The sequence below is a fragment of the Nocardioides sp. JS614 genome (assembly GCF_000015265.1).
GTDB lineage: Bacteria > Actinomycetota > Actinomycetes > Propionibacteriales > Nocardioidaceae > Nocardioides.
This window is the reverse complement of sequence record NC_008699.1, coordinates 4,449,608-4,475,230: the sequence shown is the minus strand read 5'-3', so window position 1 is coordinate 4,475,230 and position 25,623 is coordinate 4,449,608. Positions and strand designations below refer to the sequence as shown.

The 25,623-nt window shown below is 65.4% G+C and carries 27 protein-coding genes; 16 read left to right on the top strand and 11 right to left on the bottom strand.

The genetic code is table 11. The features are described 5' to 3' along the window. Positions 1-24 precede the first annotated feature (24 nt). Positions 25-453, bottom strand: a complete 429-nt coding sequence (locus NOCA_RS22890; protein WP_443189702.1) for an Hsp20/alpha crystallin family protein — start codon at positions 451-453, stop codon at positions 25-27. 257 nt (positions 454-710) lie between these two features. On the opposite strand from NOCA_RS22890, the gene NOCA_RS22885 reads away from it, so the two are divergent. Beyond that, positions 711-1,001: a MerR family transcriptional regulator gene (locus NOCA_RS22885; protein WP_011757660.1), complete on the top strand. Its 291-nt coding sequence runs from the start codon at positions 711-713 to the stop codon at positions 999-1,001. Here NOCA_RS22885 and NOCA_RS22880 read toward each other — a convergent pair. Next, a complete protein-coding gene (locus NOCA_RS22880; protein ID WP_011757659.1) occupies positions 978-1,406 on the bottom strand; it encodes a VanZ family protein in 429 nt (142 codons plus the stop codon). The genes NOCA_RS22885 and NOCA_RS22880 overlap by 24 nt on opposite strands. A 35-nt stretch (positions 1,407-1,441) precedes the next feature. Between NOCA_RS22880 and NOCA_RS22875 the strand changes: the two genes are divergently transcribed. The 4 genes from NOCA_RS22875 (at position 1,442) to NOCA_RS22860 (ending at position 3,986) form a co-directional block, all read left to right on the top strand. Next, the gene (locus NOCA_RS22875) at positions 1,442-1,978 is read left to right on the top strand and encodes a thioredoxin family protein (protein WP_238383389.1); all 537 of its coding nucleotides are present in this window, start codon (positions 1,442-1,444) and stop codon (positions 1,976-1,978) included. A 322-nt stretch (positions 1,979-2,300) separates the two neighbouring features. After that, complete coding sequence (locus NOCA_RS22870; RefSeq protein WP_011757657.1) at positions 2,301-2,786, top strand: DUF4395 domain-containing protein; 486 nt, start codon at positions 2,301-2,303, stop codon at positions 2,784-2,786. A gap of 55 nt (positions 2,787-2,841) precedes the next feature. After that, entirely contained in the window at positions 2,842-3,690 is an 849-nt protein-coding gene (locus NOCA_RS22865; RefSeq protein ID WP_011757656.1) for a sulfurtransferase, read from the top strand. Beyond that, entirely contained in the window at positions 3,690-3,986 is a 297-nt protein-coding gene (locus tag NOCA_RS22860) for a DUF1416 domain-containing protein (RefSeq protein WP_011757655.1), read from the top strand. The genes NOCA_RS22865 and NOCA_RS22860 overlap by 1 nt, the downstream gene beginning before the upstream one ends. Before the next feature lie 165 nt (positions 3,987-4,151). Here NOCA_RS22860 and NOCA_RS22855 read toward each other — a convergent pair whose 3' ends face one another. Together NOCA_RS22855 and dtd are read right to left on the bottom strand one after the other, a co-directional pair. Further along, positions 4,152-6,056, bottom strand: coding sequence for a hypothetical protein (locus tag NOCA_RS22855; protein WP_041546850.1), 1,905 nt, complete (start codon positions 6,054-6,056; stop codon positions 4,152-4,154). Between the two features lie 234 nt (positions 6,057-6,290). Then, a complete protein-coding gene (gene dtd / locus NOCA_RS22850; RefSeq protein WP_041546849.1) occupies positions 6,291-6,716 on the bottom strand; it encodes a D-aminoacyl-tRNA deacylase in 426 nt (141 codons plus the stop codon). Between the two features lie 643 nt (positions 6,717-7,359). On the opposite strand from dtd, the gene NOCA_RS22845 reads away from it, so the two are divergent. From NOCA_RS22845 to NOCA_RS26130, 11 genes are all read left to right on the top strand, one after another. Then, positions 7,360-8,202 carry a 3-keto-5-aminohexanoate cleavage protein gene (locus tag NOCA_RS22845; RefSeq protein ID WP_049774455.1) on the top strand — a complete coding sequence of 281 codons (843 nt, stop codon included), beginning with the start codon at positions 7,360-7,362 and terminating at the stop codon, positions 8,200-8,202. 115 nt (positions 8,203-8,317) lie between these two features. After that, positions 8,318-8,731 (top strand): hypothetical protein, encoded by a 414-nt coding sequence (locus NOCA_RS22840; RefSeq protein ID WP_011757651.1) that lies wholly within the window; start codon positions 8,318-8,320, stop codon positions 8,729-8,731. Between the two features lie 70 nt (positions 8,732-8,801). Then, on the top strand, positions 8,802-10,535 hold the full coding sequence (locus NOCA_RS22835; protein ID WP_041546847.1) for a DUF4012 domain-containing protein: 1,734 nt from the start codon (positions 8,802-8,804) through the stop codon (positions 10,533-10,535). Between the two features lie 262 nt (positions 10,536-10,797). Beyond that, complete coding sequence (locus tag NOCA_RS22830; RefSeq protein ID WP_197687738.1) at positions 10,798-11,445, top strand: TylF/MycF/NovP-related O-methyltransferase; 648 nt, start codon at positions 10,798-10,800, stop codon at positions 11,443-11,445. A 5-nt stretch (positions 11,446-11,450) separates the two neighbouring features. Next, positions 11,451-12,263, top strand: coding sequence for a transketolase (locus NOCA_RS22825; RefSeq protein ID WP_011757648.1), 813 nt, complete (start codon positions 11,451-11,453; stop codon positions 12,261-12,263). After that, positions 12,260-13,183 carry a transketolase family protein gene (locus tag NOCA_RS22820; protein WP_011757647.1) on the top strand — a complete coding sequence of 308 codons (924 nt, stop codon included), beginning with the start codon at positions 12,260-12,262 and terminating at the stop codon, positions 13,181-13,183. The genes NOCA_RS22825 and NOCA_RS22820 overlap by 4 nt, the downstream gene beginning before the upstream one ends. After that, the gene (locus NOCA_RS22815) at positions 13,183-14,292 is read left to right on the top strand and encodes a DegT/DnrJ/EryC1/StrS family aminotransferase (RefSeq protein ID WP_011757646.1); all 1,110 of its coding nucleotides are present in this window, start codon (positions 13,183-13,185) and stop codon (positions 14,290-14,292) included. The genes NOCA_RS22820 and NOCA_RS22815 overlap by 1 nt, the downstream gene beginning before the upstream one ends. After that, positions 14,289-14,927: a sugar transferase gene (locus NOCA_RS22810; protein WP_140404067.1), complete on the top strand. Its 639-nt coding sequence runs from the start codon at positions 14,289-14,291 to the stop codon at positions 14,925-14,927. The genes NOCA_RS22815 and NOCA_RS22810 overlap by 4 nt, the downstream gene beginning before the upstream one ends. Further along, positions 14,924-15,709: a class I SAM-dependent methyltransferase gene (locus tag NOCA_RS26730; RefSeq protein WP_011757644.1), complete on the top strand. Its 786-nt coding sequence runs from the start codon at positions 14,924-14,926 to the stop codon at positions 15,707-15,709. The genes NOCA_RS22810 and NOCA_RS26730 overlap by 4 nt, the downstream gene beginning before the upstream one ends. Before the next feature lie 9 nt (positions 15,710-15,718). Next, positions 15,719-16,975 (top strand): glycosyltransferase family 4 protein, encoded by a 1,257-nt coding sequence (locus NOCA_RS22805; protein ID WP_011757643.1) that lies wholly within the window; start codon positions 15,719-15,721, stop codon positions 16,973-16,975. A gap of 21 nt (positions 16,976-16,996) precedes the next feature. Then, entirely contained in the window at positions 16,997-17,881 is an 885-nt protein-coding gene (locus NOCA_RS26130; RefSeq protein ID WP_049774453.1) for a class I SAM-dependent methyltransferase, read from the top strand. Here the strand turns inward: NOCA_RS26130 and NOCA_RS26725 are convergent. From NOCA_RS26725 to NOCA_RS22765, 7 genes are read right to left on the bottom strand one after another with little or no spacing between them, the layout of a single operon-like run. Next, positions 17,874-19,097 carry a glycosyltransferase family 4 protein gene (locus tag NOCA_RS26725; protein ID WP_011757641.1) on the bottom strand — a complete coding sequence of 408 codons (1,224 nt, stop codon included), beginning with the start codon at positions 19,095-19,097 and terminating at the stop codon, positions 17,874-17,876. The genes NOCA_RS26130 and NOCA_RS26725 overlap by 8 nt on opposite strands. Further along, positions 19,094-20,386 (bottom strand): hypothetical protein, encoded by a 1,293-nt coding sequence (locus NOCA_RS22790; protein WP_011757640.1) that lies wholly within the window; start codon positions 20,384-20,386, stop codon positions 19,094-19,096. Before NOCA_RS22790 ends, NOCA_RS26725 begins: the two co-directional genes overlap by 4 nt. Position 20,387: 1 nt before the next feature. Continuing rightward, on the bottom strand, positions 20,388-21,560 hold the full coding sequence (locus NOCA_RS27260; RefSeq protein ID WP_140404066.1) for a hypothetical protein: 1,173 nt from the start codon (positions 21,558-21,560) through the stop codon (positions 20,388-20,390). A gap of 56 nt (positions 21,561-21,616) precedes the next feature. Beyond that, positions 21,617-22,918 (bottom strand): nucleotide sugar dehydrogenase, encoded by a 1,302-nt coding sequence (locus NOCA_RS22780; RefSeq protein ID WP_011757638.1) that lies wholly within the window; start codon positions 22,916-22,918, stop codon positions 21,617-21,619. Next, on the bottom strand, positions 22,915-23,928 hold the full coding sequence (locus tag NOCA_RS22775) for a Gfo/Idh/MocA family protein (RefSeq protein ID WP_011757637.1): 1,014 nt from the start codon (positions 23,926-23,928) through the stop codon (positions 22,915-22,917). Before NOCA_RS22775 ends, NOCA_RS22780 begins: the two co-directional genes overlap by 4 nt. A 1-nt stretch (position 23,929) precedes the next feature. Continuing rightward, positions 23,930-25,018: a DegT/DnrJ/EryC1/StrS family aminotransferase gene (locus NOCA_RS22770; protein WP_011757636.1), complete on the bottom strand. Its 1,089-nt coding sequence runs from the start codon at positions 25,016-25,018 to the stop codon at positions 23,930-23,932. 3 nt (positions 25,019-25,021) lie between these two features. After that, complete coding sequence (locus tag NOCA_RS22765; RefSeq protein WP_011757635.1) at positions 25,022-25,618, bottom strand: acyltransferase; 597 nt, start codon at positions 25,616-25,618, stop codon at positions 25,022-25,024. Positions 25,619-25,623: the final 5 nt, after the last annotated feature.

Genomic DNA, 25,623 nt, shown 5'->3' with positions numbered 1-25,623 from the left:
CGGCCCTCGGTGTGAGCCGGCTGCTCAGGCCTCGATCGCGGTCCGCTCGGTGTCGCTCGAGCCGGCCGCGATCTGGATCTTGCGCGGCTTGGCCTTCTCGGCGACCGGCACGACCAGGCGCAGCACGCCGTCGGTGTAGCCGGCCTCGATGTGGTCCAGGTCGAGGTTGTCGCCCAAGACCAGCTGGCGGCTGAACATGCCGCGCGGCCGCTCGGAGGCCAGCGCCTCCCAGTCGCCGTTGCGGGCGACCCGCTCGGCGCGGACGGTCAGCACGTTGCGCTCGACGTCGAGGTCGATGCTCTCCTTGCTCACGCCGGGGAGGTCGAACTCGATCACGAAGCGGTCGCCCTCGCGCCAGGCGTCCATCGGCATCACCGCGGGACGGTTCGTGGTGCCGAAGAGCTGCTGGGTCAGGCGGTCGAAGTCCCGGAACGGGTCGGTGGTACGCAGCAACATCACTTGTCCTCCTTGGTCGCACTCTGGACGGGGTCCTGCGTGAGTCCCCGTATCTGTATCAACGGTTACAGGTTTCTTATATTCCAAACGTGAGGCAGAATCAAGACCGGAGCAGGCCGCGGCGGCGCCGAGTTTCATCGGCCGGCCGACAGATCTCGACCCTGGACGATGAAGCTGCATCGTCCAGGCACGAGTTTCATCGGCCGGCCGATGAAACTTGCCGGAGCCAGCCACCCACCCAGGAAGGAGCCACCATGACCGAGCGCACCCGCGGCGTGTTCGCGATCTCGGTGGCGGCCGACATGGTGGCGATGCAGATCCAGAACCTGCGGGTCTACGAGCGCCGCGGCCTGGTCGACCCCGACCGCACCGCCGGCGGCACCCGCCTCTACAGCCCCGCCGACATCGACCGGCTGCACCGGATCCGCGACCTGCTGGCCGCGGGCCTCAACCTGGCCGGCATCGCCGAGGTGCTCCGCCTCGAGGACCGGGTCCGCCGGCTCGAGGGCGAGGTCGAGCGGCTACGCGGCCGGCGTACGCCGTAGCCGCCGCCCGGCCAGCACCACCGCCGCCCCGCCGAGCCCGCCGAGGGTGTTGGCGACCACGTCGGTGAACGTCGCGGACCGCTCCGGCAGGAACAGCCCCTGGGCCAGCTCGACGCCGGCGGCGATCACGAACGCGTACGCCGTCCAGTCCCGCCACGTGGTGCGCGGCCACCGCAGCGAGCCGAGCGCGGAGAGCGGCATCAGGATCAGTGCGTTCGCGAGGAACTCCCACCGCGACGGCTCCACCGCCCACGCCGGCGCGCCGAGCCGCGCGGCGAGCTCCGCGGTCCAGGAGGCGCCCGAGGAGGGCACCGCGCCGTACGGCACCAGGAGCGCGAACCCGAGCGCGGCGGCGTAGATCACGAGCGCGACCGCGATCGTCTGTCTCGAGAAGGGCGCGGCCACGGGGCCAACGTTCTCAGGTGCGGTGGAATGTCGCCGTGCTTTCGCTGGTTGGGTACGACGTGAGCCCCGGCGCCTGGATCGCGATCGCCGCGGTGGCCCTCGCGGTCGCCTTCGGCTCCTACCGCGCGCTCACCGACGGCCGGTTCCGCGGCACCCACCGCGTCCGCCAGTCCCCGGCGACCCCGACGAGCCCGGCCGCCCCGACCTCGGAGGACGCCGCCGCGGTGGTCGAGGGCGGAGTGTCGGCGACGAGCCTCGGAACCACCTGGACCCAGGTCACGAAGGCCCTCCCGGACGCGACCCTGGGGGAGCAGGCCACCCTGCTGCAGTTCTCCTCGGCGTTCTGCGCGCCCTGCCGGGTCACCCGGCGCACCCTGTCCGAGGTGGCCGACGTCGTGCCCGGCGTGGAGCACCTCGAGGTCGACGCCGAGCACCACCTCGACCTGGTCCGCGCGCTCGGGATCATGCGCACGCCCACCACGCTGGTGCTCGACGCCACCGGCCAGGAGGTCACCCGGGCCGTCGGCGCGCCGCGCAAGGAGCAGGTGATCGCGGCCCTGGGCATCACCTGATGTCCGCATCCTGGACTGGTGTCTCAATCCGCGAGACGGGCGCTGTCCGCCCCGGCGGGTCGGTCCCTACTGTGGTGCCCATGTTCTCGACCATGCTGACCAAGCGCCGCGCGGTGGACCACTGCCGCACGCGCTCGTCGCTGTGTCGAATGCGCTGACCGCGAGTCGCGCGCTTCTTCTCCTCCCGCTGTCCTGAGCCCCCCGGACTGACCTCGTCAGATCGCGGTCCCGGCCCGACAGGGAGTCCCGCCGTTCGGCGTGCCGCGACCCGCCTCGCCCCTCGGGCCACCAGCAGGCATCCGCACCCGTCAGCAGGAGAGACATGTCCACCACCCAGCAGCACCACCAGGCCGACCAGGCCCAGCGTCCGGCCGAGCGGCGACCGGCCGGCATCGACCCCCGCGGCCCCCAGTTCGCCGCGGCCCTCACCTCGATCGCCCTGATCGTGGTCCTCCTGCTCGCCCCCGGCCCGGCCGCGGTCGTGGTGCTGGCCCTCCAGGCCGCGGTGTTCGCCGTGGGGGCCACCCGCGGCGTGCAGCACACGCCGTACTCCTGGCTGTTCCGCACCCTGGTCCGGCCCCGCCTCGCGGTGCCGGACCACCTGGAGGACCCGGCCCCGCCGCGGTTCGCCCAGACCGTCGGCCTCGGCTTCGCCGTCGTCGCCCTGGTCGGCTTCCTCGCCGGCGTCGACCTGCTCGGCCTGGTCGCGACCGGCTTCGCACTGGTCGCCGCCCTGCTGAACGCCCTGTTCCGCTTCTGCCTCGGCTGCGAGCTGTACCTGCTCGGCCGCCGCATCACCGCGCACTGACCCACCACCGCACACAGACCCGCAGCCGCCGCCGCTGCACAGGAAAGGTAGACATATGAGCCGCGAGACTTCCCTCGTCACCGCCCAGTGGGTGGAGGAGCACCTGGACGACCCGAAGGTCGTGCTGATCGAGGTCGACGAGGACACCACCGCCTACGACAAGGGCCACATCAAGGGCGCCGTCAAGCTCGACTGGACGACCGACCTGCAGGACCAGGTCCGGCGCGACTTCGTCAACAAGCAGCAGTTCGAGGCGCTGCTCTCCGAGCGCGGCGTCGCCAACGACCACACCGTGGTCCTCTACGGCGGCAACAACAACTGGTTCGCCGCCTACGCCTACTGGTACTTCAAGCTCTACGGCCACCAGGACCTCAAGCTGCTCGACGGCGGCCGCAAGAAGTGGGAGCTGGACTCCCGCGAGCTGACCGAGGAGCGGCCGACCCGCGCGAAGACGTCGTACACCGCCCAGGAGCAGGACCTCTCGATCCGCGCGTTCCGCGACGACACCGTCGCCGCGATCGGCGTGAAGAACCTGGTCGACGTGCGCAGCCCCGACGAGTACGCCGGCCGGCTGCTCGCCCCGGCCCACCTGCCCCAGGAGCAGGCGCAGCGCGCCGGCCACGTGCCCACCTCGATCAACGTGCCGTGGAGCAAGGCGGCCAACGACGACGGCACCTTCAAGTCCGACGAGGAGCTCAAGGCGCTGTACGCCGACGCCGGCCTCGACGACGCCAAGGAGACCATCGCCCTGTGCCGGATTGGCGAGCGCTCCTCGCACACCTGGTTCGTGCTCAAGGAGCTGCTCGGCCACCAGAGCGTGAAGAACTACGACGGCTCCTGGACCGAGTACGGCTCCCTCGTCGGCGTCCCGGTCGCCATCGGCGACGAGCCCGGGGAGGCCTGATGTGCGGCGCGACCGAGGGCGGCCTGTCCCTCGACGGCGTGGACGTCAAGAAGGAGGCCATCGTGCAGGGGCAGGTGCTCCGCGACGGCGAGCCGGTCCCGAACGCCTACGTGCGGCTGCTGGACCGGACCGGTGAGTTCACCGCGGAGGTCCCGACCTCGGCCAGCGGGCACTTCCGGTTCTTCGCCGGCACCGGCGAGTGGACGCTGCGCACCCTGGCCCCGAAGGCCGACCCCGTCGACCGGCGGGTGCACGCCGAGGTCGGCCGGGTGGCCGAGGTCGTCGTCGCGATCTGACCCGCCCCGGCACCACCTGCCTCAACCGCACCGGCCCGCCACCTCCAGGTGGCGGGCCGGTCTGCGTTCCGGTGGCCGGCGGGCCGGGGCCGGCGGTGTGCCAGCAACCGTGCGTGGGTCAGGTTCGGTTGCCCGGTCACCGCCGCCCGCGCCAGACGCCGACCCTCACGGCACCGGCCGCACCACGAGCCGACGACTGGTCGGCGGGATGTAGTACGCCGCCGCGCGGTCGCCCGGCCCGACCACGACCTGCGGGGCGACGCCGTCGCCGAGCCAGGCGCCGATGCCGACGTGCCGCAGCCGCCCGTTCGAGAGTGCGGCGTCGGCGACCAGCAGCGCGTTGCGGCCGGCGCAGTTGTACAGCAGCCCGGACCTGGTCGGGCACGGCTCCGCGGTCGGCTTGACCGACCAGGCGAGGTGCGCGACGGTGCCGGACTTCGACAGCGCCATGGCCGCGCCGTACGCCGGGTAGCGGGTGTCCACGTCGCGCCCGCCGACCAGCAGGTGCAGCCGGCCGTCGCTGGCGTAGGCCACCACGGGCGTGCCGCCGCGCCCCACCGCCACGTCGAGCGACGGGTCGACCTTGCGGGCCCGGAACACCTCCCGGAGCTGGCCGGTGATCGGCCCGGTGTACACCGCCATCCGGCCGAACCCGGCCACCGCGATCACGACCCGCCCACCGGCGGTCGCGACCCGCACCGTCTCGACGCCGCGCAGCGGCAGCCGGGTGCCGGCCCGCACGTCGTACACCCCGTCCTTGCGCACCGCCGGCCAGTACAGCGCACGCACGTCCTTGTCCAGCGGCGCCGCGTTGGTGACGACCAGCGCCAGCCGCCCGGCCTCGTCGACGGCGGCGTCGAGGCGGTCGAGGCCGCCGGACTTCGCCCACAGCAGCGGCTGTGCGGGCCCGCCCGCCCGCAGCGTCGCGTAGACGGCCTCGCACGGCAGCAGCAGCCCGCTGTCGAGCGTGACGTCGTGATGCTCGGACCAGGCGACGGCCTGGGTCGCGCCGGCCAGGGAGTACGCCGACGCGCGGGTCGAGCTGCTGTAGTACGCCCCGCGGCCGCTCGGCAGCCGCTCGACCAGGTTGTCGGTGAGCGAGGTGACCAGCGTGCCCCGCAGCTTGTCGCGGCCGTCCTTGGCCAGGTCGAACCCGACCAGCGAGCGCGGCGCCCGAGTGCTCTTCGGGATCCGCCAGCCGTCGGCCGCGATCCCGGTCGGGCAGTTGGTCACCGGCGCCCCCGGGGTCCCGGGGTCGACGCCGCCCGGGTCGCTCGGGTCGCTCGGGGTCGCGGAACCGGTCGGGGTGGTCGGGGACGCCGAGCCCGTCGGGGACGCGGAGCCGGTGGGCGACGCCGAGCCGGTGGGTGACGCGGAGCCGGTCGGCGTCGCGGAGCCGGTCGGGCTCGCCGGGCCCGTGGGGGAGGCGGACGTGCTCGGGCCGCTCGGCGCCGCCTCGCCGACGCCCAGGTCAACCTGCAGCCGCCACCCGACGGTCGCGATGGTGCAGCCGGTCAGCGCGTTCGCGGCGTCGAGGTTGCACTCCTCCTCGCTGTACGCCGTGCTCGCCTTGGCGATCACGGGGAGCGGAGCGCTCGACTCGTTGACGATGCCCAGCCGGTCGCCGGCCTGGAACGGCAGCGTCGTCGGCGCGCCGGCGCCGTCGACGAAGCCGTACTGGTACACCCCGGCCGCCGCCGGCAGGTCGACGCCACCGATCAGCTGGACGGCGTTGCCGCGGATCAGCGCCAGGCTGATCGCCGCGGGCCCGCTGGTGGCGTACTTCCCGATGCGCACCGTGTCGGCCTGGCCGCTCGTGGCGAGCCGCGGCTGGTCCGCGATGCCGATCGCGCCGGCGGTGATGCTCGCGGCGTACTCCCCGAGCATGGCCCCCGGCCCGTGCCAGGTCAGGGCGCCGACCCCGGACCCGCTGACCAGCACCGGATGCAGCCGGGCCGGCGCGGGCTCGCCCGCGGCCTGCCCGGTGCTGGCCAGGGCGATGGTGGACCCGGTGACCAGCGCGACGGCGATGGCGACGATGACGGCGAGCGCGCGGCGGCCCACGGCCATGGACTGACCTCCCCACAGAGTGCATGAACGAGCGTCCCGGACCGCTGGCGGCATCATGCCGCCGCGCACCCCGCCGCGTCCGGATTTCGCCCGCGATCACCCCCGGGTGTCGCGGTGGTCGAGCTCCGGTGGTCGGGCGAGCCTCCGCTCATCGAGCGGCCCCCGGTGGTCGAGCTTGTCGGGACCCCCGCACCCGAGGCAGGGCGGCGACCGACGCAGGCGCCGGGGCCCCGGCTACCGCTCCAGGATCAGCGTGACCGGCCCGTCGTTGACCGACTCCACCCGCATGTCCGCGCCGAACACCCCGCGCTCGACCCGCGCGCCCAGCCGCTCCAGCTCGGCGCAGACGGCGTCGTACGCCGGCTCGCTGACCGGCCCGGGGGCCGCGGCCTGCCAGGTCGGCCGGCGTCCCTTCCGGGCGTCGCCGTACAGCGTGAACTGGCTGACGACCAGCACCGGCGCGCCGACGTCCGAGGCGGACCGCTCCGAGCGGAGCACCCGCACGTCCCAGATCTTCCGCGCCATCCAGGTGATCTCGGCCGGGCCGTCGTCGTGGGTGATGCCGAGGTAGACGACCAGCCCCTCGCCCTCGAAGCCGCCGACGACCGCACCGTCGACCACGACCCGCGCCCCGTCGGCGCGCTGCACCACCGCTCGCACCCGCCCAGTGTGCCGAAGCGCCCGGCGAAGAACTGGTCCGTACCACCCTCAGGTCGGTCCGGAGGGCGCCGATAGCACCTCCAAGAGTTCGCTGGGGGGCGTCCTGTGCCTCTGCGGACACACCTGAGGGGGCATCGATGTCGGGGCGTGGCGAACAGTTGCAGCAGATCACCTGGGACGACCTCCTCGGCCTGGGATCCCGCTCCGCGACCTCCGCTTCGAACTCTGGGGCGGGCGGCGCACCAGGCGCCGACGGACCTGCCTCGACCACGACGAGATCACCTGCATCCTGACCCCCGCGGCTGGCTGAGGCCCCCACTCGACCAGGCTGGTCGGGCAGCGAAGTCCCCCCTCCGCTGCCCGACCAGTTCGCGTGCCCGTTGGTCGAGCAGCGAGGGCCCGTTGGTCGAGCAGTGAAGGCCCCAACCCGGCGGTCGAGCAGTGAAGGCCCGCTGAGGGCCTGAGCGTCCGTCGAGACCCCTGCGCCGACGCAGGGCATCGGGTACGGCGTCCCCACGCGGCCGAGCCGACCCTGCGTTGGTCGAGCAGTGAAGGCCCGCTGAGGGCCTGAGCGTTGTCGAGACCCCCGCACGGACGCAGGGCCCCAGCCACTGACACAACGCCCCTCTGGCACGATGCGATCGTGCCGACGACGTCACCCGAGAAGATCCTGATCACCGTCGCCCCCACCGGGGCGGAGACCACCAAGCAGGACTGCCCCCAGCTCCCGACCACCCTCGAGGAGCTCGTGCAGACCGCCCAGGAGTGCGAGGCCGCGGGCGCGGCGATGATCCACGTCCACATCCGCGACGCCGACCACCGCCCGACGCTGGACCAGACCCGGCTCCGCGACACCGTCCAGGCGCTGAGGGAGAGCACCGGCCTGATCGTCCAGCTCTCCACCGGCGGCTCCGTGCACGACCCGCTCGAGAACCGCCTGAAGGTTCTCGACGCCGAGCCGGACTCCTGCAGCCTGACCATGGGTACGACGAACTTCGGCGACGACGTGTTCTCCAACCCGTGGCCGTTCGTGTGCGAGCTCTACCAGCTCAGCCAGGAGCGCCAGGTGGTGCCGGAGTTCGAGCTCTTCGACCTGGGCCACGTGCACGCCCTGCGCCGCCTGATCGACAAGTTCGGCCTCCCGTACGGCGGCCAGGTGCACTGTGACTTCGTCATGGGCGTCCCCGGCGGCATGCCCGGCACCGCCCCGGCCCTGGTCGCCGGCGTCGCGCTGCTCCCCGACGAGGTGACCAGCTGGTCGGCCACCGGCATCGGCCGCAGCACCCTGCCGGTGATGCTCGCCGCCCTCTCGATGGGCGGGCACCTCCGGGTCGGCATGGAGGACGTGCTGACCCTGGCGAAGGGCGTCCCGGTCGAGCGCAACGCCCAGCTCGTCGAGCGGGCGGTCACGGCGGCCCGTCTGGCGCAGCGCACCCCGATGCAGCCGTCGGAAGCGAGAACGGCCATCGGCCTCCCGGCTCGCTGATTCCCGCCCCGGAGGGTGACGAATGGCATCATCTCCCCTACGGTGGGTACACAGATCCGCAGCACGGATGTTCCTCAACGATGGCGCCTAGACGCCAGACACGGGAGAAGTCCAGATGAAGAAGATGATGGTCAGCCTGTTCTCGGCCGCGCTGATGGGTGCTGGACTCGTCGGAGTCGGCGCCGCTCCTGCTCAGGCAGCGTGCCCGTACACCGGCTGCGTCGAGACCTTCACGCACGTGAATGCGCCGGACACGGTTGTCAGGGGTGACCGCGCGAGGATCTGTGTGAAGGTGACCACTGGCGGTAACGGTCGGCCCAAGGGCCGCGTGACCGTCCTGGTGCACAAGTCGGTGGGCGACTACCACTTCACTGACTCGAAGCGGTACGACGGCGGCCGCGAGTGCTTCACGACAACGAAACTAAACAAGCGTGGCAAGTACGTCGTGAAAGCGAACTTCGACCGCAAGGCCGGTTCGGGCTTCAAGGACTCCGATCAGCGCACGGTCTTCCGTGTCGTCTCGGGCTGACCGGATCGACTCTAGTGGCTCCGCCGCATCCGCGGCGGGGCCACTGCCCGTTTTCTGACAGGATCGCTTCGTGACCCTACGTCGCCTGCTGCGGGTCGTCTCGGTGGTCGTGATTGCGGCACTCGCGTACACCGCTTGGTTGGCATGGCAGGTTCAGAGAGACCTCCGGGACGCGGAATCCAGCGCGTTCGACCTACGAACGTCCTGGACCTCCGGTGACAGCGGATCACGTGACGAGGCCGAAGCCGACTTGGTCGAGAGTGCCGCCGCGGCGCAGCATCACACCTCCGGACTCTGGTGGCGCGCGCTCGGACACGTTCCGGTTGTCGGTGACGACGCCCGGGGCGTCGCGGCGATGAGCAGATCGTTGGACGTGATCGCCCAGAATGCTCTGACCCCGCTATGCGACACGGTGGACAAGCTCGAAGGACTGATCAGGAACGGGCGGATCGACCTCGACGCAGTTGCGGGCCTGGAGCCAGCGGTCGAGCGGGCCTACCGGGCCCTGACCGTGGCCGACGACGAACTCGCCGGCTTGGACAGTAGCGGGTACGTGGGTGCATTGCGTATAGGCTTCGACCGGTACGCCGCCCTCGTCGACGGCCTCCGCTCGGGTCTGGCGTCGGCAGACGAGGCCGTCGCCGTGCTTCCGACGATGGCTGGCGCCGAGGGACCGAAGAACTATCTATTGCTCTTCCAGAACAATGCCGAGATCCGCGCCACTGGTGGCATGCCCGGCTCCTGGGCGCTGCTGCACGCCGAGGACGGCGAGCTGTCGATGGCTCGCCAGGGCACGGCGGGCGACTTTCCGACCGCGGTCACGTCAGTACTCCCTCTCACCAGTGAGGAGGAGACGGTCTACGGCGACGAGCTGGGGCTCTACTTCCAAGACCCGGGCTGGACACCGGACTTCCCGCGTGCGGCCGAGTTGTGGCACGCACACTGGGACCAGCGGTTCCCGCGCCTGCCGATCGACGGCGTCGTCGCCCTTGACCCCGTCGGGATGTCGTATCTGCTCGACGGCACCGGACCAGTGACCGTCGACGACGTTACGTTAACCCGCGACAACGCCGTAGAGGAACTTCTCAACAAGCCGTACGTCGAGGAACGCCCAGTCGCTCAGAATATGTTCTTCGCGAAGGCGTCACGCTCAATCTTCGAGGCCGCTACTGGGTCACTCGCGTCGCCGATGGCATTTGTCGAGGGACTTAATCGGGCCGCGGGGGAAGGCCGACTGCTCGTCGCGTCATTCGATGGCCGAGTAACGAGCGAGCTTGCCGGCACTCCAGTCGAGGGCGCGCTGGCGGGTGACGACGGGACGACCCCGCACACGGACATCGGCCTCAACGACCTCACAGGCTCCAAGATGTCCTACTACCTGCGTTATTACGCGGAGGTCGATGCGATCAGTTGCAGAGGCGGGGTGCAGGACCTCGCCGGCACGCTAACGCTCAAGCAGGTCATCTCGCCAAATCAGGCGGCTTCGCTTCCTAGCTCCGTGACTGGCGGTGGGAAGTTCGGGATCGATCCAGGGTCCCAGTACGTCATGGTTCGCATATATGGCCCTTACAGCGGCACGATCGACCAAGTTCGGCTCAATGGCCGCACCCTCGAGGACGGCTTGATCCACGAGCTCGGCGACCGGCCGGTCGCGAACGTCGATGTACTGCTGTCATCGCGAAAGGACGTGCTGATCTCCTGGCGAGGCCGAACTGGACCGGGGCAGACGTCGGGCGGGGAGTTGAGTGTCACTCCGAGCGTCGTGTCGGGGACCGACCGTCGACCGTTTGGTACTGCATGTTGACATGCTTCGCTGGGTTGGGCTCCAGTCGATTCGGAGCCGGCAGTCACGCCTGGTCCAGCCCACTTCATGAACGAGGGCCCATGACGAGATGCCTGATGTCTTCCTTGTGTGTCGCACGGTCCGTGTATCGTACTCATGTGGATGGAGAGTCGCGTTGACGGCGAGACCGACGAGCGCGCCGGGGGGATTTTCCACACAGCAAGAGCGGGAGGTGCCAGGAAGGATCGCCGGGATTTTCGGCTCAAGCCCAGATGAGCTCGAGGTGCGGCTGGCCAATCTTCCCAGGTACATGCGCCGGGCCCACGTGACCCGCTTCGCTGCTCTCTACGAGCTCTTCAAGCTCGTCCAGCCTGTGAAGGGCTCCGTCGTGGAGTGCGGGGTGTTCCGTGGCTTCAGCTTGATGACTTTCGCTCAGCTCAGTGCTGCGCTCGAGCCGACCAATCTGACGAGGCGAATCTACGGCTTTGACAGCTTCAGTGGCTTTCCGACCGTCTCCGACGCCGATCTGCCGGCTTCGACGGGTGCACGTGCGGGCGATCTCGCGGCGGATTCGTACGATGAACTCTCGCGCTTGATTGAGGTGTACGACAGCGATCGCTTCCTGGGTCACATACCGAAGGTGCAACTCGTGCGGGGTGATGTGAACGAGACGATTCCGCGGTTCATCGCCGACAATCAGCACGTGGTCGTCAGTCTACTGTTTCTCGATCTTGACCTTTACGAGCCAACGGTGACAGCACTCCGGAACTTTCTGCCGCGAATGCCGAAGGGCTCGGTCCTGGCGTTCGATGAGCTCGACAACCCGATCTGGCCCGGCGAGACTATCGCGGTTCTCGAGGAGGTCGGTTTGCGTGATCTCGAATTGCGCCGTTTCGACTTCGACCCGTATATCGGCTACGCCGTCCTCTGACAGTTATGGACGAGGTGACTGCTCCCGAGCTGGCTCGGCGGATCAGAGAGCATGTCCTCCGGATGACCAGTCGCGGGCGCAGCTCCCACGTCGCCTCCGGCCTATCGGTCGCCGACATCCTCGCGGTTCTGTACGGCGACGTTCTCCGCGTCGATCCGGCAGACCCCGAGGCGAACGATCGCGATCGATTCGTGATGAGTAAGGGACATGCCGGCGCTGCCGTATATGCAGTGCTCGCCGAGCGTGGCTTTCTTGAGCGCGAGTCTTTGTTGAGTCACTACCAGAACGGGTCGACATTTTCCGGTCACGTGAGCCATGTCGACGTACCGGGGGTCGAGGTGTCGACCGGTTCCCTTGGGCACGGGTTGTCGATCGCAACCGGAATGGCCTGGCGAGCCCGTTCAACGGGCGCGACGTGGCGGGCTTACGCCCTACTGAGCGATGGGGAGTGCGACGAAGGGAGTACTTGGGAGGCAGCGCTTTTCGCCGGTCACCATGGGCTTTCGAACCTTGTGGCCGTGATCGACTACAACAAGTACCAATCGCTCGCGACGACTGACGAGACGCTCACCCTCGAGCCATTCGCCGACAAATGGGTTGCGTTCGGCTGGGATGTGGTCGAGGTCGATGGACATGACACGGTGGAACTGTTCGCTGCTCTGTCGGTCGACCCGAGTCGGCATACTCGCCCTCGGTGCGTACTTGCCCACACGATCAAGGGCAAAGGCGTGTCGTTCATGGAGAACAACGTGCTCTGGCACTACCGGCCGCCGTCTGAGGATGAGTTGGCGTTGGCGTTGACGGAGATCGCGACGTGAGGACGCGGTTCTTCGCTGACCTGCTCGAGGCCGCGCGACTCAATCCCGACATAGTCTTGATTACGGGTGACCTCGGGTTCGGCGTTGTCGAGCCCTTTGTCGCTGCTTGTCCCAGCCAATTCGTCAATGCAGGTGTTGCCGAGCAGAACATGACCGGCATGGCGGCGGGGATGGCCATGGCTGGAGCGAAGGCATTCACCTACTCGATCGCGAACTTTCCCACGCTGAGGTGTCTCGAGCAGATCCGGAACGACGTTGCCTACCACGGGGCGGACGTCGTCGTGGTTAGCGTGGGCGGAGGCCTAGCTTACGGGGCGCTGGGCATGTCCCATCACGCCACCGAGGACCTGGCCATCATGCGTTCGATCCCCGGTCTCGCGGTCGCCGCTCCCGGAGACCCGGAGGAGACCAGCGCCGTCTTGGAGAACCTACTCGTAGGAGGCGGGCCGGCGTATCTTCGCCTCGGCAAGGCTGGCGAACGAACCGTCCACGCTACGCGACCGCAGCTGAACCGAGGGCAGTCCATTACCCTGAAATCGGGTGCCGACGTTGCTCTCGTCTCCACGGGTGCAATGCTTCCGACCGTAATGGATGCAGCAGAGGAGCTCGATGACCTCGGTGTTTCATCGACAGTGGTTTCATCACCTTGGATCGCACCGTTTGACGAGGCAACGATCCGAAGGCTCGCGGCGACCCACCGGTTGCTCGTCACGATCGAGGAGCACTCGATCACGGGCGGCCTCGGTGGTGCAACTGCAGAAGTCCTTGCCGAGACAGGCGGTGTGTGCCCGCTCATGCGGATCGGAGTATTACCCCGGTTCAGCTCGGTCGTCGGCGACCAAGAGTACCTGCGTGGTGTGCACGGGCTGACACGGCAAGCCATCACCGAACGAGCGATCAAGCGACTGGAGGACCTCTGATGGGATGGCGGGTCAAGTTTATCGACTTTCCGCTGCAATGGGAGCAGCAGCGAGCGCACCTCCTTCCGGTCATCGACGACACACTGGCGCGGGGCGACGTCATGCTTCGCCACCAGCTCGTGGACTTCGAGGAGCATCTCGCTGAATTCGTGGGGACTCGCCATGGCGTCGGCGTGAGCAACTGCACCGACGGACTACGGCTCATAGCCCATTCCCTCGGCATTGGTCCCGGGGATGAGGTCGTCACGGTCGCGCACACATTTATCGCGACAATCTCGCCCTTCGTAATGCGGGGAGCGTCGCCAGTGTTTGTCGACATTGGTGACGACCAGTTGATGGACACGAGTCAACTCGAGGCTGCAGTGACCGAGCGGACGAGGGTCATCGTCCCAGTTCATCTCAATGGTCGCACCGTCGATATGACCGAGGTGCTCAGGATTGCCGAGGCCTGCGGTGCGACGGTGATTGAAGATGCGGCTCAGGCGCTCGGAGCCACTATCGATGGCCGCACCGCCGGGTCCATGGGCTTGGCCAGCACCTACTCGTTCTACCCAGCCAAAATGCTCGGAACACCGGGCGACGGTGGTGCCGTGCTAACCGACGACGACGAGCTCACGGCCGACATACGCCGACTACGTGACCACGGGCGCGTATCCAAGACGGAGGTCGACGGCTGGGGCTACAACTGCCGGCTTGACAACTTGCACGCAGCAATTCTCGACTGGCGGCTGACCCAGATTCCCCGCTGGATCGAGCACCGCCGGACCGTCGCCGACATTTACGACCAGATGCTTGCGGACATCGAGGGGCTCGACTTGCCGGTCGGCCCCGACGCGGATCCGCGGCGCAGGGACGTCTATCAGAACTACACGGTCATGACCGATCGCCGCGACGACTTGGTCAAGCATCTCAACAGCGACGGCGTCGAGGTGCTCGTGTCGTGGCCGGTCCCGTTCCACAAGCAATCGGGAGTCGGGCTTGACCACTGGAATCTGCCCAACACCGAGCGACTTAGCCGCCGGGTCCTGTCGTTGCCGATGAACGCTGAACTCGACTTATCGCAGGTCGAATACGTCGCTGAATCGGTTCGACGGTTTTTCGGTCGATGAGAGCGCAGACACACCTACGACGGGCGTCGTACCGGGTCTCGAAGAGAATGGTAGACCTGGCAATCGCCATTAGCGTCGGTGTGGTCTTGACGCCTCTGGGTGTGGCGATCGCAATGGCGATCAAGCTGAGCGATGGGGGCCCCATCCTGTATGCAGCTCGGCGCGTTGGGCGTGGTGGGCGCACGTTCGCGATGTACAAGTTCCGGACGATGGTGGTTGACGCTGAGAAGGTAGGTGGTTCGTCGACGTCGGATCACGACCCGCGCATCACCAAAATCGGTCACCATCTGCGCCGCTGGAAATTCGACGAAATCCCGCAACTCATCAATGTATTTCGCGGCGAGATGAGTCTTGTTGGCCCGCGTCCACAGGTGGAGTGGGATGTCGAACGTTATACATTGGAGGAACGCCGCCTCCTCTCCGTCAAGCCAGGAGTGACGGATTGGGCCTCAATTCGGTTCCGGAATGAAGGCAGAATTCTCGCGGCCGAGGAGGACCCAGAAGAGGCATATGACCGTCTGATCCGCCCTGAAAAGATCGTCCTAGGGCTTGCCTACGTCGATGAGGCATCCATGCGCACAGATATCAAGATCATGATTGCCACTATTCGGGCGGTAGTTGGGACCTCGTCATGACACGCACCGCGCCCCTTTCGCGAATTACCGAATCGTGGGATACCGCAGCTGACGATCACCAATGGGAACTGGCGCGCCAGCGCTATGGCTTGGCGAGTCTGTTGGCTCGCGGTCGCGTCGTTGCAGAAATCGGTTGTGGCACGGGTTTCGGCTTGGCGCGTGTCGTCGACGGAGCGGAGCGTGCCATTGGTATCGACCTCGACGAGGCGAACCTTCGGGAAGCCAGACGCCGGGCCCCTGCGTGTCAATTCGTGTGTGGCGACGCCACGGCACTTCCCCTCCAAGACCAATCCATCGAGGTCTTGGTTGCGCTCGAGATGATCTACTACATCGAGGATCAGCCGCTGTTTTTTCGCGAAGCGGCTCGGGTTTTGCGCCTTGGCGGGAAGCTGTTGCTGACGATGCCGAACCCGACCCGGAGGTACTTCCAGCGGAGTCCATTCTGTACGAACTACCCGACGTTCGACGAGTTGACCATCCTCCTAGCGTCGGCGGGCCTCGCCCCAACGATTTATGGCTCGTTACCTCTCGGCGCAGTTCGACCATTTCATGAAGGGCTCCGACGAATGCTGGTGACGTCACGATTAATGCCAACAACCATTCGTGGTCGTTCGCGGCTGAAGAGTGTCGTCAATCGGAGAATGCGGAGGCTGGGGGACCTCGAGCTTGACCCTGACTCGGCGTTTGTCGGGCTCACTCCAGTCGAGAGCAGCGGTGACTCGAGCCGATACGCGGTGTGGGTTGCCGTCGCTACTCGAGTCCGCGACGACGGTACGACCTGAGGTGGCATCGTGAGTCAACGAAGCAGCGTCTATCCGAACGGCCCCGTTGCCTGGATCTTCAATCATTATGCAGGTTTCCCTGAGGACGTTCCTGCGACCCGGACATATGAGCTGTCCCGTGAACTGCAGCGGCGCGGCTGGAATGTGACTGTCATCGCCTGCAGCTTCAATCACTACACGTTTGTGGACGATCTCGGAGCGGATGGTTCCAGGGTCCAGGAGTTGCTGCGTGAAGGTGTGCGATGGGTGCGGATTAGAGCTCATCCCTACGAGGGCAACGGAACCGCTCGGTTGCGAAACATGCTCGGGTACTCGAGCCAAGCATTGAACTGGAGCCGCCGCCAATCCCCACCGGATGTAGTGGTGGGCACAACGGTGCATCCATTCGCCGCCGAGACTGCCAGGCGCGTTGCCCGCGAACGGAACGCACGCTTCGTCTACGAGATCACGGACTTGTGGCCGGAGAGCTTGGTAGATCTGGGCTCGGTCCGCAATGGTTCCGCGACGTATCGGGCAATGTCGTGGATGGAGCGTCGGGCGCTGACGGACAGCGATGGTGTCGTAGGGCTCATGCCGAAGGTCCCGGAGTACGCGCGGAGCCGGTATGGCGTAGAGCTCGACTCGTTCGCCTATATACCCAACGGTATACGTCTGACCGAGGATGGGGAGGACGTAACTCCTATCCCCATGCGTGGGCGTGTCGCCTATGCTGGAGGTTTCGCTCGTGCACACGGGCTGGATACCGTCATCGACGCAGCCGGAACACTTCTTTCTTCTCACCCGCACATCACGTTCGACCTGTACGGCGATGGGCCGATGAGGCGGGACTTGGAGGATCGGGTCCTCCGGAACCGGCTGTCAAACGTCGTGTTCCACGGCCTGGTCCCCAAGGCGAGTTTGTGGGGTCACCTACGAGAGGCGGACGTCTGTCTCTGTACTGGTCAAAGTCTCGCCGTACACCGGTATGGAATTAGTTTCAACAAGCTCTTCGACTACTTTGCCGTGGGTCGGCCAGTGGTCTTCGCCGTCGACAGCGGCAACGATCCAGTCACCGAGGCCGGTGCCGGACTGTCGGTTGCTGCTGGAGATGCCGCCGCACTGGCGGCCGCGATCGCCGACTTGATAGATTCGCCCGCAGATGTGCTGCAGCACATGGGGCATCGGGGTCGTGCGTTTTTACAGGCGCACCATAGTTTCAGTGTCCTGGGTGAGCGGCTCGACGGATATCTCTGGACACTGCTGAAAGCCAACGACGGACTTGTGTGAGCCCAACCAAGGAGAAGATCCGTGCCTCAGGACCTGCAGACGCTACTTGAACACCTGTCAAAGATCGCAGCGATGCCAGATGAAATCTGGTTGTCGTCCTTGGACGAGCGGAAGCGTCGGGAACTGGAATTCCATGACCGGGACCGGGACCGGACTGCCGAGTCGGAGCTTGATCAGGATACCTACGAAAAATTCTATGGAAACCGGAAATACTATTCTGCGACGGCTGACTCTCGGTCGTACGTCAATGATTGGATCAGCTCCAATGCGAAGGGCAGGGTGTTTCTGGACTATGCATGTGGCAACGGCGCCCAGGCTATTCTTGCGGCGAAAAGTGGAGCAGCATTGGCAATCGGGATCGACATCAGCGCGGTTTCGGTTGAGAATGCTACCGCAGATGCTCACGAGGCAGGCGTCTCAGAAAACGCGAGGTTCATTCAGGCAGACGCCGAAAGGACGTTGCTTCCCGATAGCTCCATCGATGTTGTGATCTGCTCTGGGATGCTCCACCATCTGGATTTGTCTTTCGCATTTCCGGAGCTTAGGCGCATCCTTAAGCCAGGCGGCAAGATTCTTGCGGTCGAAGCGCTAGACTACAATCCGGCCATCAAGGCTTACAGGAAGCTCACGCCTCAGATGCGAACGGAATGGGAGAAGGCGCATATCCTGAGTTTCAAGGATGTGCGGTTCGCCCGACGCTTTTTCGAGGTCGGCGAAGTGCGCTATTGGCATCTCCTGGGAATATTGTCACCGCACGTTCCCGCGCTGGCTGGTTTCCTGGAGCGGGCTGATCGTCGCTTGAGCAAGATTCCGCTGTTCCAACGGATGGCTTGGATCTTCACCTTCGAATTAATCAAGCCAGTCGCCGCGGAGGGCCAAGTCCCTATTGCGCCCATGGTTAAATAGAAGCCGGGCCGAGATCAGAAGCTGTCGTGTTATAAATCCAGCGCGCCAGCTCCACGCCGTTTAGTTGTGCGTTGAATTCTCGCTTCACGATCTCGCGTCCAAGTGTTGACAACTCTTGACGCAAGTCGTCCGACTGGAATAAGACTCGGATAGAATCGGCAAGCGCTTGCACATTGCATGGCTCGACCAGCATTCGCGCGTAACCGCCCTGCAGAAGTTCGGGAATCCCACCTGTCGCGGTGGATATCACGGGAACCCCCCGCGCCATGGCCTCCATCAATGTTACCGGAATGCCTTCATGCAGACCGTTTCCAAGGTCGACGCTTGGAAGCACCACCGCGTCGTACCCGCCGGACGCAAGGGTCGCGAGGAGGTCGTTATGGGCTTGGTATCCACAGAATCGAACAATGTCAGAAATATCCAATGATGAGCAGAGCCTGCGAAGTTCTCGTTCACGTTCGCCTGTGCCGACGATGTCGAGCCGCACCGGGAGGCCGATCCGGCGTAGGACGGCAACCGCTCCAAACAAGTAATCATGTCCCTTAACGGCCGTCAGGTTCGCCGGACAAGCGATCCGGAAGTCGTCAGCTGCACTCAAGGCGCGGGGATGAGTGAAGTCTTCGGCAACCTCAACCCCCATGTGTACGACCACGAATCGGGTCTGGAGTGACGCGGGCGTAACTGAGCGGAAGAGATCTAATCCGCTGTTGGAGATAAACCTAATGAACGAAGCCCGATGCGCCTTGAGTGTCAAGAGATTCTTGGCGACGATATCCCCTCTGTGGGCAGTCACACTGAATGGAACACCCGAAACGTACGATGCCAGCAACGCGACCGTAGCCGGCGTGGACAGCCAATGGGCATGAATGTGATGCACGCGCATACGGATACACTCCGCTCCAACTACTATGCCTTTGGGAAGTACGAGGATGTTCTTGTGGGCGTTGCGGATGTCGGAGACGAGGAGCAGCACCGCAAATACGATGATCCGGGGATCACGCAGTACTGCGCACAAGGAGGCGATGAGGAGTCGCGGGGAAAGCATGTGGGCCGTTAGCAGACTGCGTTCACCGGACCGTCGCGAATGTGAACCGCCCGGTCGGCACGGTGCCACAGCGACTTCAAATCCTGCACTCTGCAAGCTGTCCAACTCAGCACTGAGGAACGTCTCACCCCCGCCCGTCGGATACTGAGACGTCAGGTAGACCAGCCTCATGGTCGCCTCCTCCTAGTCACCCACAGGGCGGCGCTGATGATCGAATAGAACGCGAGCGTGTGCACGATGAGGCTGATTGATCCCGAAAGGGGCCCTCGAAGGGATAGGAAGCTGACGGCCCCCATCCCGACGAAGCTCGTGGCATAGCCGAGCTGGCGCCGCGAGCCCCCGGGGCCAGGCCGCAGGAGCCAGTTGCGGACGAGACCGATGAGGACTCCGAGCAACGCAAATACGACGACTACGCCCGCCCACCCGGCGAGGCTGATGCCTTCCGCAACCAAAGAATATCCATAGCCCATCCCCGGACGCCAGCCACTCATGTGGGTTCGTGCGAACTCCTCTGATAGGTCCAGAGGGCGGCTCGGCCACAGGCTACGCGGAATCCAAAGTGTAAACGACTCCAGAATATGCGCTAGGCCCGCAAAGCGATCATGGACGCCTTCATTGGAAGCAACCGACAGGGAGTACATAGGTCCGGCAGGATCTGCGCTGGAAAAGAAGCCGACCTGACGTGCATACGCCAGTACGTCCCGGCTTTGGCCCCTGTACCCGGAAAATGCGGCTACGGCCACCCCTAAAAAGGGAACGGCGACCACCAGTCCCAGTGCGAGCCGTGGGGTGCTCGTGGAGGTGCCTGGCTTGGCAAGGAGGGCGCCAGCAGCCGATAGGGCGCCGATCAGGAACGGATCCTTATCACTGAAGTAGAGGCCGTAGGCAGCAATGGGCGCGGCGGCCGCAACAGTCCGGGCCGGGCCCCATCCGCCATGGAGGGAACTGCAGAAGATGAATAGCCCGTATGACAGGACCGCAAACGTCCTCAGAATCGCGAAGACCGGATTTGCGTAGGACACCGATACGTTGCCTGCATAGGTACTCGCCGCAAAGAGGTCGCTGGGGAAGAGAATGATGACCATCGCCGAAAACCCGATTGTCGCCACCAGCAGGACCCACCGTAGGTCCGGCTGCATCGATTGAAATGCGACAGCCGGACTGAACCGCCGGCTCTTGTCCAGCACGAATACGTAGGCGAGCGAGAAGGACAGGAACGCGACAAGTCCGTACGAGACGATCTCGTACCCCGTGTTCGTGTTGATATAGATGTGCCGGTCTGAGACCTGGATTAGTCGTCTACCCGTCACCGAAATCTCCAAGGGAATCGAGAACAAGTAGTACGCAATTGAGAGCCCGAACATTGATACAGGAGAGATGATGGTGTCATATTCGGCGATTTTGCGGCCGAACGCGACTGTGAGCACCAGAAGAGAAAAGGCGAGGGCAGCCAGCAACATGTCACGACCTCGCCGTCATGGCGTAACTGACGACTGTGGTTCCGATGCCCAAGCAGAGGAAGCTTATGTCCGCTGATATGAGTAGATAGCTGATGGTGCTGGGGCCGAAGTAGAGCATCGACACCATCACAATCAGGGCAAACATCGAAAGGTAGGCGGCCATTGGTCGTTCCTGAAGGCCGGAGAGGACGCTGTTGCTGGACACGAAAAGGGCGAGGCCATAGATGGAGGGCGTGAGGCCAACCAAGATCCAGCCGTGGCTCGCAAAAGCAGGCGTCAGCAGGATGTCGAGCACAACGTTGGGGGCGATAAGAAGTGGGACCGCCATGGCAGTGGCGATAATTACAGCCGCCAAGACGGTCGCAACGAGGTATCTTCGAGCGGCATGCGTGCCGTGAGCAGAAACCAACGAGCCAATGTGAGGTAGCAGGACGGTTGAAACCGGTGACATGACGGCCACGATGACGCCGATCATGACGAAGAAGATGGCAACGGTAGCGGACTCCTCCACGGAGCCGAGGTTCGCCGCGAAGAGCACGGGCAGATAGCTAAGGCCCGCAAAGGCGAGGTCGCCAGGAACCCGGGTCGCGGACGACCAAAGCAGAGGCCGGAGGTTCGGGATCGCGACCCGCTCGACAGGTCCGGCTCTGCGGATAGCGAAAGTCAGGACGAACAGGTTGAGAATCCCCCACAAGAATATCCCGAGTAGCGGCCACACCTGTGTGAAGGAGGTTGCGACTAATGGAAAGACTCCATGGGAAAGCGACAATAGCAGCGCTCCTTCCCCGAACCGGCTGTATCCCCTTAGATAGGAGTAGACAATTGATATATGCGTCAGGGAAAGCGCGGTTACCAATAGAAGAAGGGTTTGGATGCCGTCCAGGCCGCCCGTCGCGGAGCGCAACCAGACGCCCGGTGACAGCGTCAGTGTCAAAGTGAGGACAAGTGCGACTAGGGTTGCTGCTAGAACATATACGTATGAAAGGTACAGGCTTTCCCTGCGACTGGGTCGAATCGAGATTCTCAGTGGCAATGAGATCCCAGAGCCAAATGCGAATAGTGGGACCAAGAACGAAATTAGACGTCGCGCGATCGAGTAATCGTTGAAGTCGCTTGTGGAACCGAGATGTGCTACTACCTTGTAGGCACCGAAACTGCCGGTGAGTGATGCCACTCCTGCGAGGATGGTCAGTACATACGGTCGGGTGCGTGACCGAAGCAACCTTGTTATCATCGGTGTACGGTTGGGCGGCCCAATTGTTGCACGGCAAACGAGTCAATATAGGACGCGGCCAAGAGATTCCGGCCATCCACCAAGAGTTGCACGCCCGGAAGATGTGCTGCACTGATCTCGCGATAGGCGTCGTGTCCGGTGTGAATGATGGCACCATCGAGTTGATTTCCAAATTGGTACGGCTGAAATCCGAGGGCTCTAAGCTCCTCGTCTCGAAAGAGCGGATCGTGGGCCATCACGCGCGCGCCCCGTTGGACCAGCTCATGTTGGAGGTCGAATGCTCCAGAGAACGCGGTCTCTTTGACTCCGGGTCGATACGCGACGCCGAGGACAACGATCCTCAGGCCGTCCAGGCTCCCGAGGCCGGCTTGGAGAATGTCGACAGCATGGCGCGGCATTGCCTTGTTGGCATTGCGGGCGGCTCTGACGATCGTGGCTTCGGGATCGTTGCTGAGATAGAGCTGTGGATAGATCGGAATGCAATGCCCACCCACAGAGACGCCGGGCGCGTGGATGTGAGAGTACGGCTGGGAGTTCGCCGCCTGTATGACGGCGTACACGTCGATACCGGCGCGTTCGGCGAAAAGCGCGAACTGGTTGGCGAGCCCAATGTTGACGTCACGGTAGGTGGTCTCGGCGAGCTTGGCCATCTCTGCCGCCTCGGCGGAACCAAGGTCCCACACGCCGTTGCCTCGCTCGAGATCCGGGCGTTCGTCGAAGTCCAGGACCTGCTGGTAGAAGGAGGTCGCGGCCTTTGTGCCGTCGGCGCCGAGGCCCCCGACGAGCTTCGGGTACTTACGGAGGTCTTCGAAGACTCGCCCGGTAAGTACCCTCTCAGGCGAGAAGGCCAAGTGAAAGTCTTGGCCCTCGGTCAGACCGCTCTCGACCTCAAGTATCGGCCTCCATCGTGTGCGGGTTGTCCCTACTGGAAGTGTCGTCTCGTAGATGATGAGCGTGTTCTTGGTGAGATTGGCTGCCAAGTCCCTGGTGGCGGAGTCCATAGAGTCAAAGTCCGGTGCGCCCTCCGTGTCAACGAAGAGCGGAACCACAACAACGACAACATCGGCCGTCGGAATGGCGTCGGCGTAGTCAGTCGTCGCGCGCAGGCCTCGGGCTGGCACCAGCTCGGCGAGATACTCGGCAAGGTTTGCTTCGCCCGGGAAGGGCTCGCGCGCGGCGTTGATGAGGTCGACGGTCTCTTGATTGATGTCGACACCGACAACCTCATGTCCCTTGCTCGCGAACTGAACGGCAAGAGGCAAGCCGATCTTGCCGAGGCCGATGACTGCGATCTTCACTCAGGAATCCCGTCTCGATCTGTTTCGAGGTTGATCGTTCGACGCTCACGGGCTGCCTGAATCACGGCGTCTGCAACTTCAACGGCCTTCATACCCTCGCGCATCGTCACGATCTCGGCCTCGAGTCCCAGGACGGCGTCTCGGAAATTCTCGTGTTGCATCCGAAGCGGCTCCGGCTTGGGAATGGCGAACCGCGTGCTGTTGCCTTCCGTGACGCCGCGGAACGACGACACCTGCTCCCACTCCGTGCTAACCAGGCCGTTCTCGTGGAAGGTGAGATCTCCATGGAGGGTGTCGGCCACGAAAGCGCCGCGTTCGCCCGTGACCACCGTGCAACGTTCCTTGAGGGGCGACAACCAGTTGACCAGATGGCTGACAACAGTTCCGTCCGTCATCTGTGCAGTGATGGAGATGAGGTCCTCGTGCGGGCGACCGCTCTTGTGCGCGGTATGGGCGGAAACCATCGCGTAGGGGGACTGGATGACCCACGCGGTAAGGTCGATGTCATGGGTCGCGAGATCCTTGACCACGCCGACGTCCGCGATGCGGTTCGGGAACGGCCCTTGGCGCCGGGTCGCAACTTGATATATCTCGCCCAGATCGCCCGCCTCGAGCCGGGTGCGGAGGGCGCGCAGCGCTGGGTTGAATCGCTCGATGTGGCCCACTGCGTTGACGAGACCCGCGCTCTCGAACGCGTGGACCAGTTGCCGTGACTCGTCGGCGTCGGTCGCCAGGGGCTTCTCGATCATCGTGGGTACGCCGGCCGCCGCGAGCTCCAGCCCGGCCTCGAGGTGATAGATCGTCGGTGTCGCGACGACCGCAAGGTCGATGCCGGCGTCGATCATCTCGGTGACTGTCGGGACAACCTTGGCGTCACCGGCCATCCCGTGCTTGTCGCCCCCGGGATCGGCGACGGCGACGAGAGTGACGCCATCGAGGGAGTTTAGGACGCGGGCGTGGTTGCGTCCCATCATGCCGATGCCGACGAGTCCGGCTCGTAGCTGTGTCATCTCAGGCTCCCGCCGCTGTGAGCTTGTTGACCGCGACCACGATCCTCTCGAGGTCGTCCGCGGACAGGGAAGGGTGGACCGGCAGCGACAGGCACTCGAGTGTGGCCTGATCGGTCGCCGGCAGGTCGACAGGCGAGCGGAATGGCGCCAAGCGGTGATTGGGGATCGGGTAGAACATCCCGGACCCGACGGCGTACTCCTCGCGGAGAGCGGCGGCGAGGCCGTCGCGGTCCTGCGGCACCCGGACCGTGTACTGGTGGTAGACGTGCACGGCACCCTCGGCCACCGGTGGGGCGATCACGCCTTCGAGGTTGGAGGTGAGGAACGCGGCGTTCTCCTGGCGCCGGCTGGTCCAGCCGTCGACCTTGGTCAGCTGGGTTCGACCGATGGCCGCGTGGATGTCGGTCATCCGGTTATTGAAGCCGACGACCTCGTTCTCGTACTGACGCTGCATCCCCTGGTTGCGATACAGGCGTACGAGTCGCTCGACCTCGTCGTTCGCAACCGAGACCATGCCACCCTCGCCGGAGGTCATATTCTTGGTTGGGTAGAGCGAGAACATCGCGAACGTGCCGAACGCTCCGACGGGAACCCCGTGGAGACTGGCGCCGTGCGCCTGGGCGGCGTCCTCGAAGATCTGGAGGCCATGCTTGTCGGCGATCGCCTGCAGTGCCGTCATGTCCGCCGGATGACCGTACAGGTGCACCGGCATGATCGCTGCCGTCCGGTCGGTGATCGCTGCCTCGACGCTGGCGGGGTCCATGCAGAAGGTCGCTGGGTCGATGTCGGCGAAGACTGGGATCGCGCCGGTGAGCGCGACGGCGTTGGCAGTGGCGGCGAAGGTGAACGACGGGACGATCACCTCGTCGCCGGGGCCGGTGCCAGCGGCGAGTAGTCCGAGGTGAAGCCCCGAGGTGCCGGAGTTGACGGCGACGCAGACGCGGCCGAGCCGGAAGTGGTCGGCGAACTCGGTCTCGAAGGCGGCGACCTCGGGTCCCTGCGCCAGCATGCCGCTTTGGAGCACGCGGTCGACTGCGGCGCGCTCCTCGTCGCCGATGATCGGCCTGGCCGGTGGGATGAACGCGTCCATTCCTCAGCTCTCGTAGGGATTCAGGATGTCGTCATTTTCGATGAAGTGTTCGTCGGTGTCCGGGCAGACCCAGACACCCTCGCCGTCCGGCTGCAGCGGACGCCCACTGCGCCCGACCCAGCCGATCCGGCGCGCGGGTACGCCGGCGACCAGGGCGAACGCGGGGACGTCCTTCGTCACGACGGCGCCGGCCGCGACGGTGGCCCACTCGCCGATGGTCACCGGAGCCACGCACACGACACGCGCCCCGATGGACGCACCGCGCTCGATCGTCACACCGGCGGGCTCCCAGTCGGCTGCGGACTTGAGATCGCCGTCGGGCGTCACCGCTCGCGGATAGGTGTCGTTGGTGAGCACGGCGGCGGGGCCGATGAACACCCCGTCCGCAAGCCTTGCGGGCTCGTAGACGAGCGCGTAGTTCTGGACCTTGCAGTTCGCGCCCATCCGGACGCCGGTGCCGACGTAGGCGCCGCGCCCGATGACGCAGCCCGGACCCACCACGGCGCCCTCGCGCACTTGGGCGAGGTGCCAGATCGTCGCGCCGTCGCCGACCTTAGCGCTGACGTGCACGTCAGCGCTGTCCACGATCCTCGTGGCCATGGGAC

Coding starts and splice junctions, on each gene's coding strand:
- NOCA_RS22815 (WP_011757646.1), top strand. CDS start 13,183: ATGGGATGGCGGGTCAAGTTTATCGACTTTCCGCTGCAATGGGAGCAG.
- NOCA_RS22865 (WP_011757656.1), top strand. CDS start 2,842: ATGAGCCGCGAGACTTCCCTCGTCACCGCCCAGTGGGTGGAGGAGCAC.
- NOCA_RS22860 (WP_011757655.1), top strand. CDS start 3,690: ATGTGCGGCGCGACCGAGGGCGGCCTGTCCCTCGACGGCGTGGACGTC.
- NOCA_RS22770 (WP_011757636.1), bottom strand. CDS start 25,018: ATGGACGCGTTCATCCCACCGGCCAGGCCGATCATCGGCGACGAGGAG.
- NOCA_RS22870 (WP_011757657.1), top strand. CDS start 2,301: ATGTCCACCACCCAGCAGCACCACCAGGCCGACCAGGCCCAGCGTCCG.
- NOCA_RS26725 (WP_011757641.1), bottom strand. CDS start 19,097: ATGAGGCTGGTCTACCTGACGTCTCAGTATCCGACGGGCGGGGGTGAG.
- NOCA_RS22840 (WP_011757651.1), top strand. CDS start 8,318: ATGAAGAAGATGATGGTCAGCCTGTTCTCGGCCGCGCTGATGGGTGCT.
- NOCA_RS22775 (WP_011757637.1), bottom strand. CDS start 23,928: ATGACACAGCTACGAGCCGGACTCGTCGGCATCGGCATGATGGGACGC.
- NOCA_RS22765 (WP_011757635.1), bottom strand. CDS start 25,618: ATGGCCACGAGGATCGTGGACAGCGCTGACGTGCACGTCAGCGCTAAG.
- NOCA_RS22810 (WP_140404067.1), top strand. CDS start 14,289: ATGAGAGCGCAGACACACCTACGACGGGCGTCGTACCGGGTCTCGAAG.
- NOCA_RS22790 (WP_011757640.1), bottom strand. CDS start 20,386: ATGTTGCTGGCTGCCCTCGCCTTTTCTCTTCTGGTGCTCACAGTCGCG.
- NOCA_RS22885 (WP_011757660.1), top strand. CDS start 711: ATGACCGAGCGCACCCGCGGCGTGTTCGCGATCTCGGTGGCGGCCGAC.
- NOCA_RS26730 (WP_011757644.1), top strand. CDS start 14,924: ATGACACGCACCGCGCCCCTTTCGCGAATTACCGAATCGTGGGATACC.
- NOCA_RS22825 (WP_011757648.1), top strand. CDS start 11,451: ATGGACGAGGTGACTGCTCCCGAGCTGGCTCGGCGGATCAGAGAGCAT.
- NOCA_RS22855 (WP_041546850.1), bottom strand. CDS start 6,056: ATGGCCGTGGGCCGCCGCGCGCTCGCCGTCATCGTCGCCATCGCCGTC.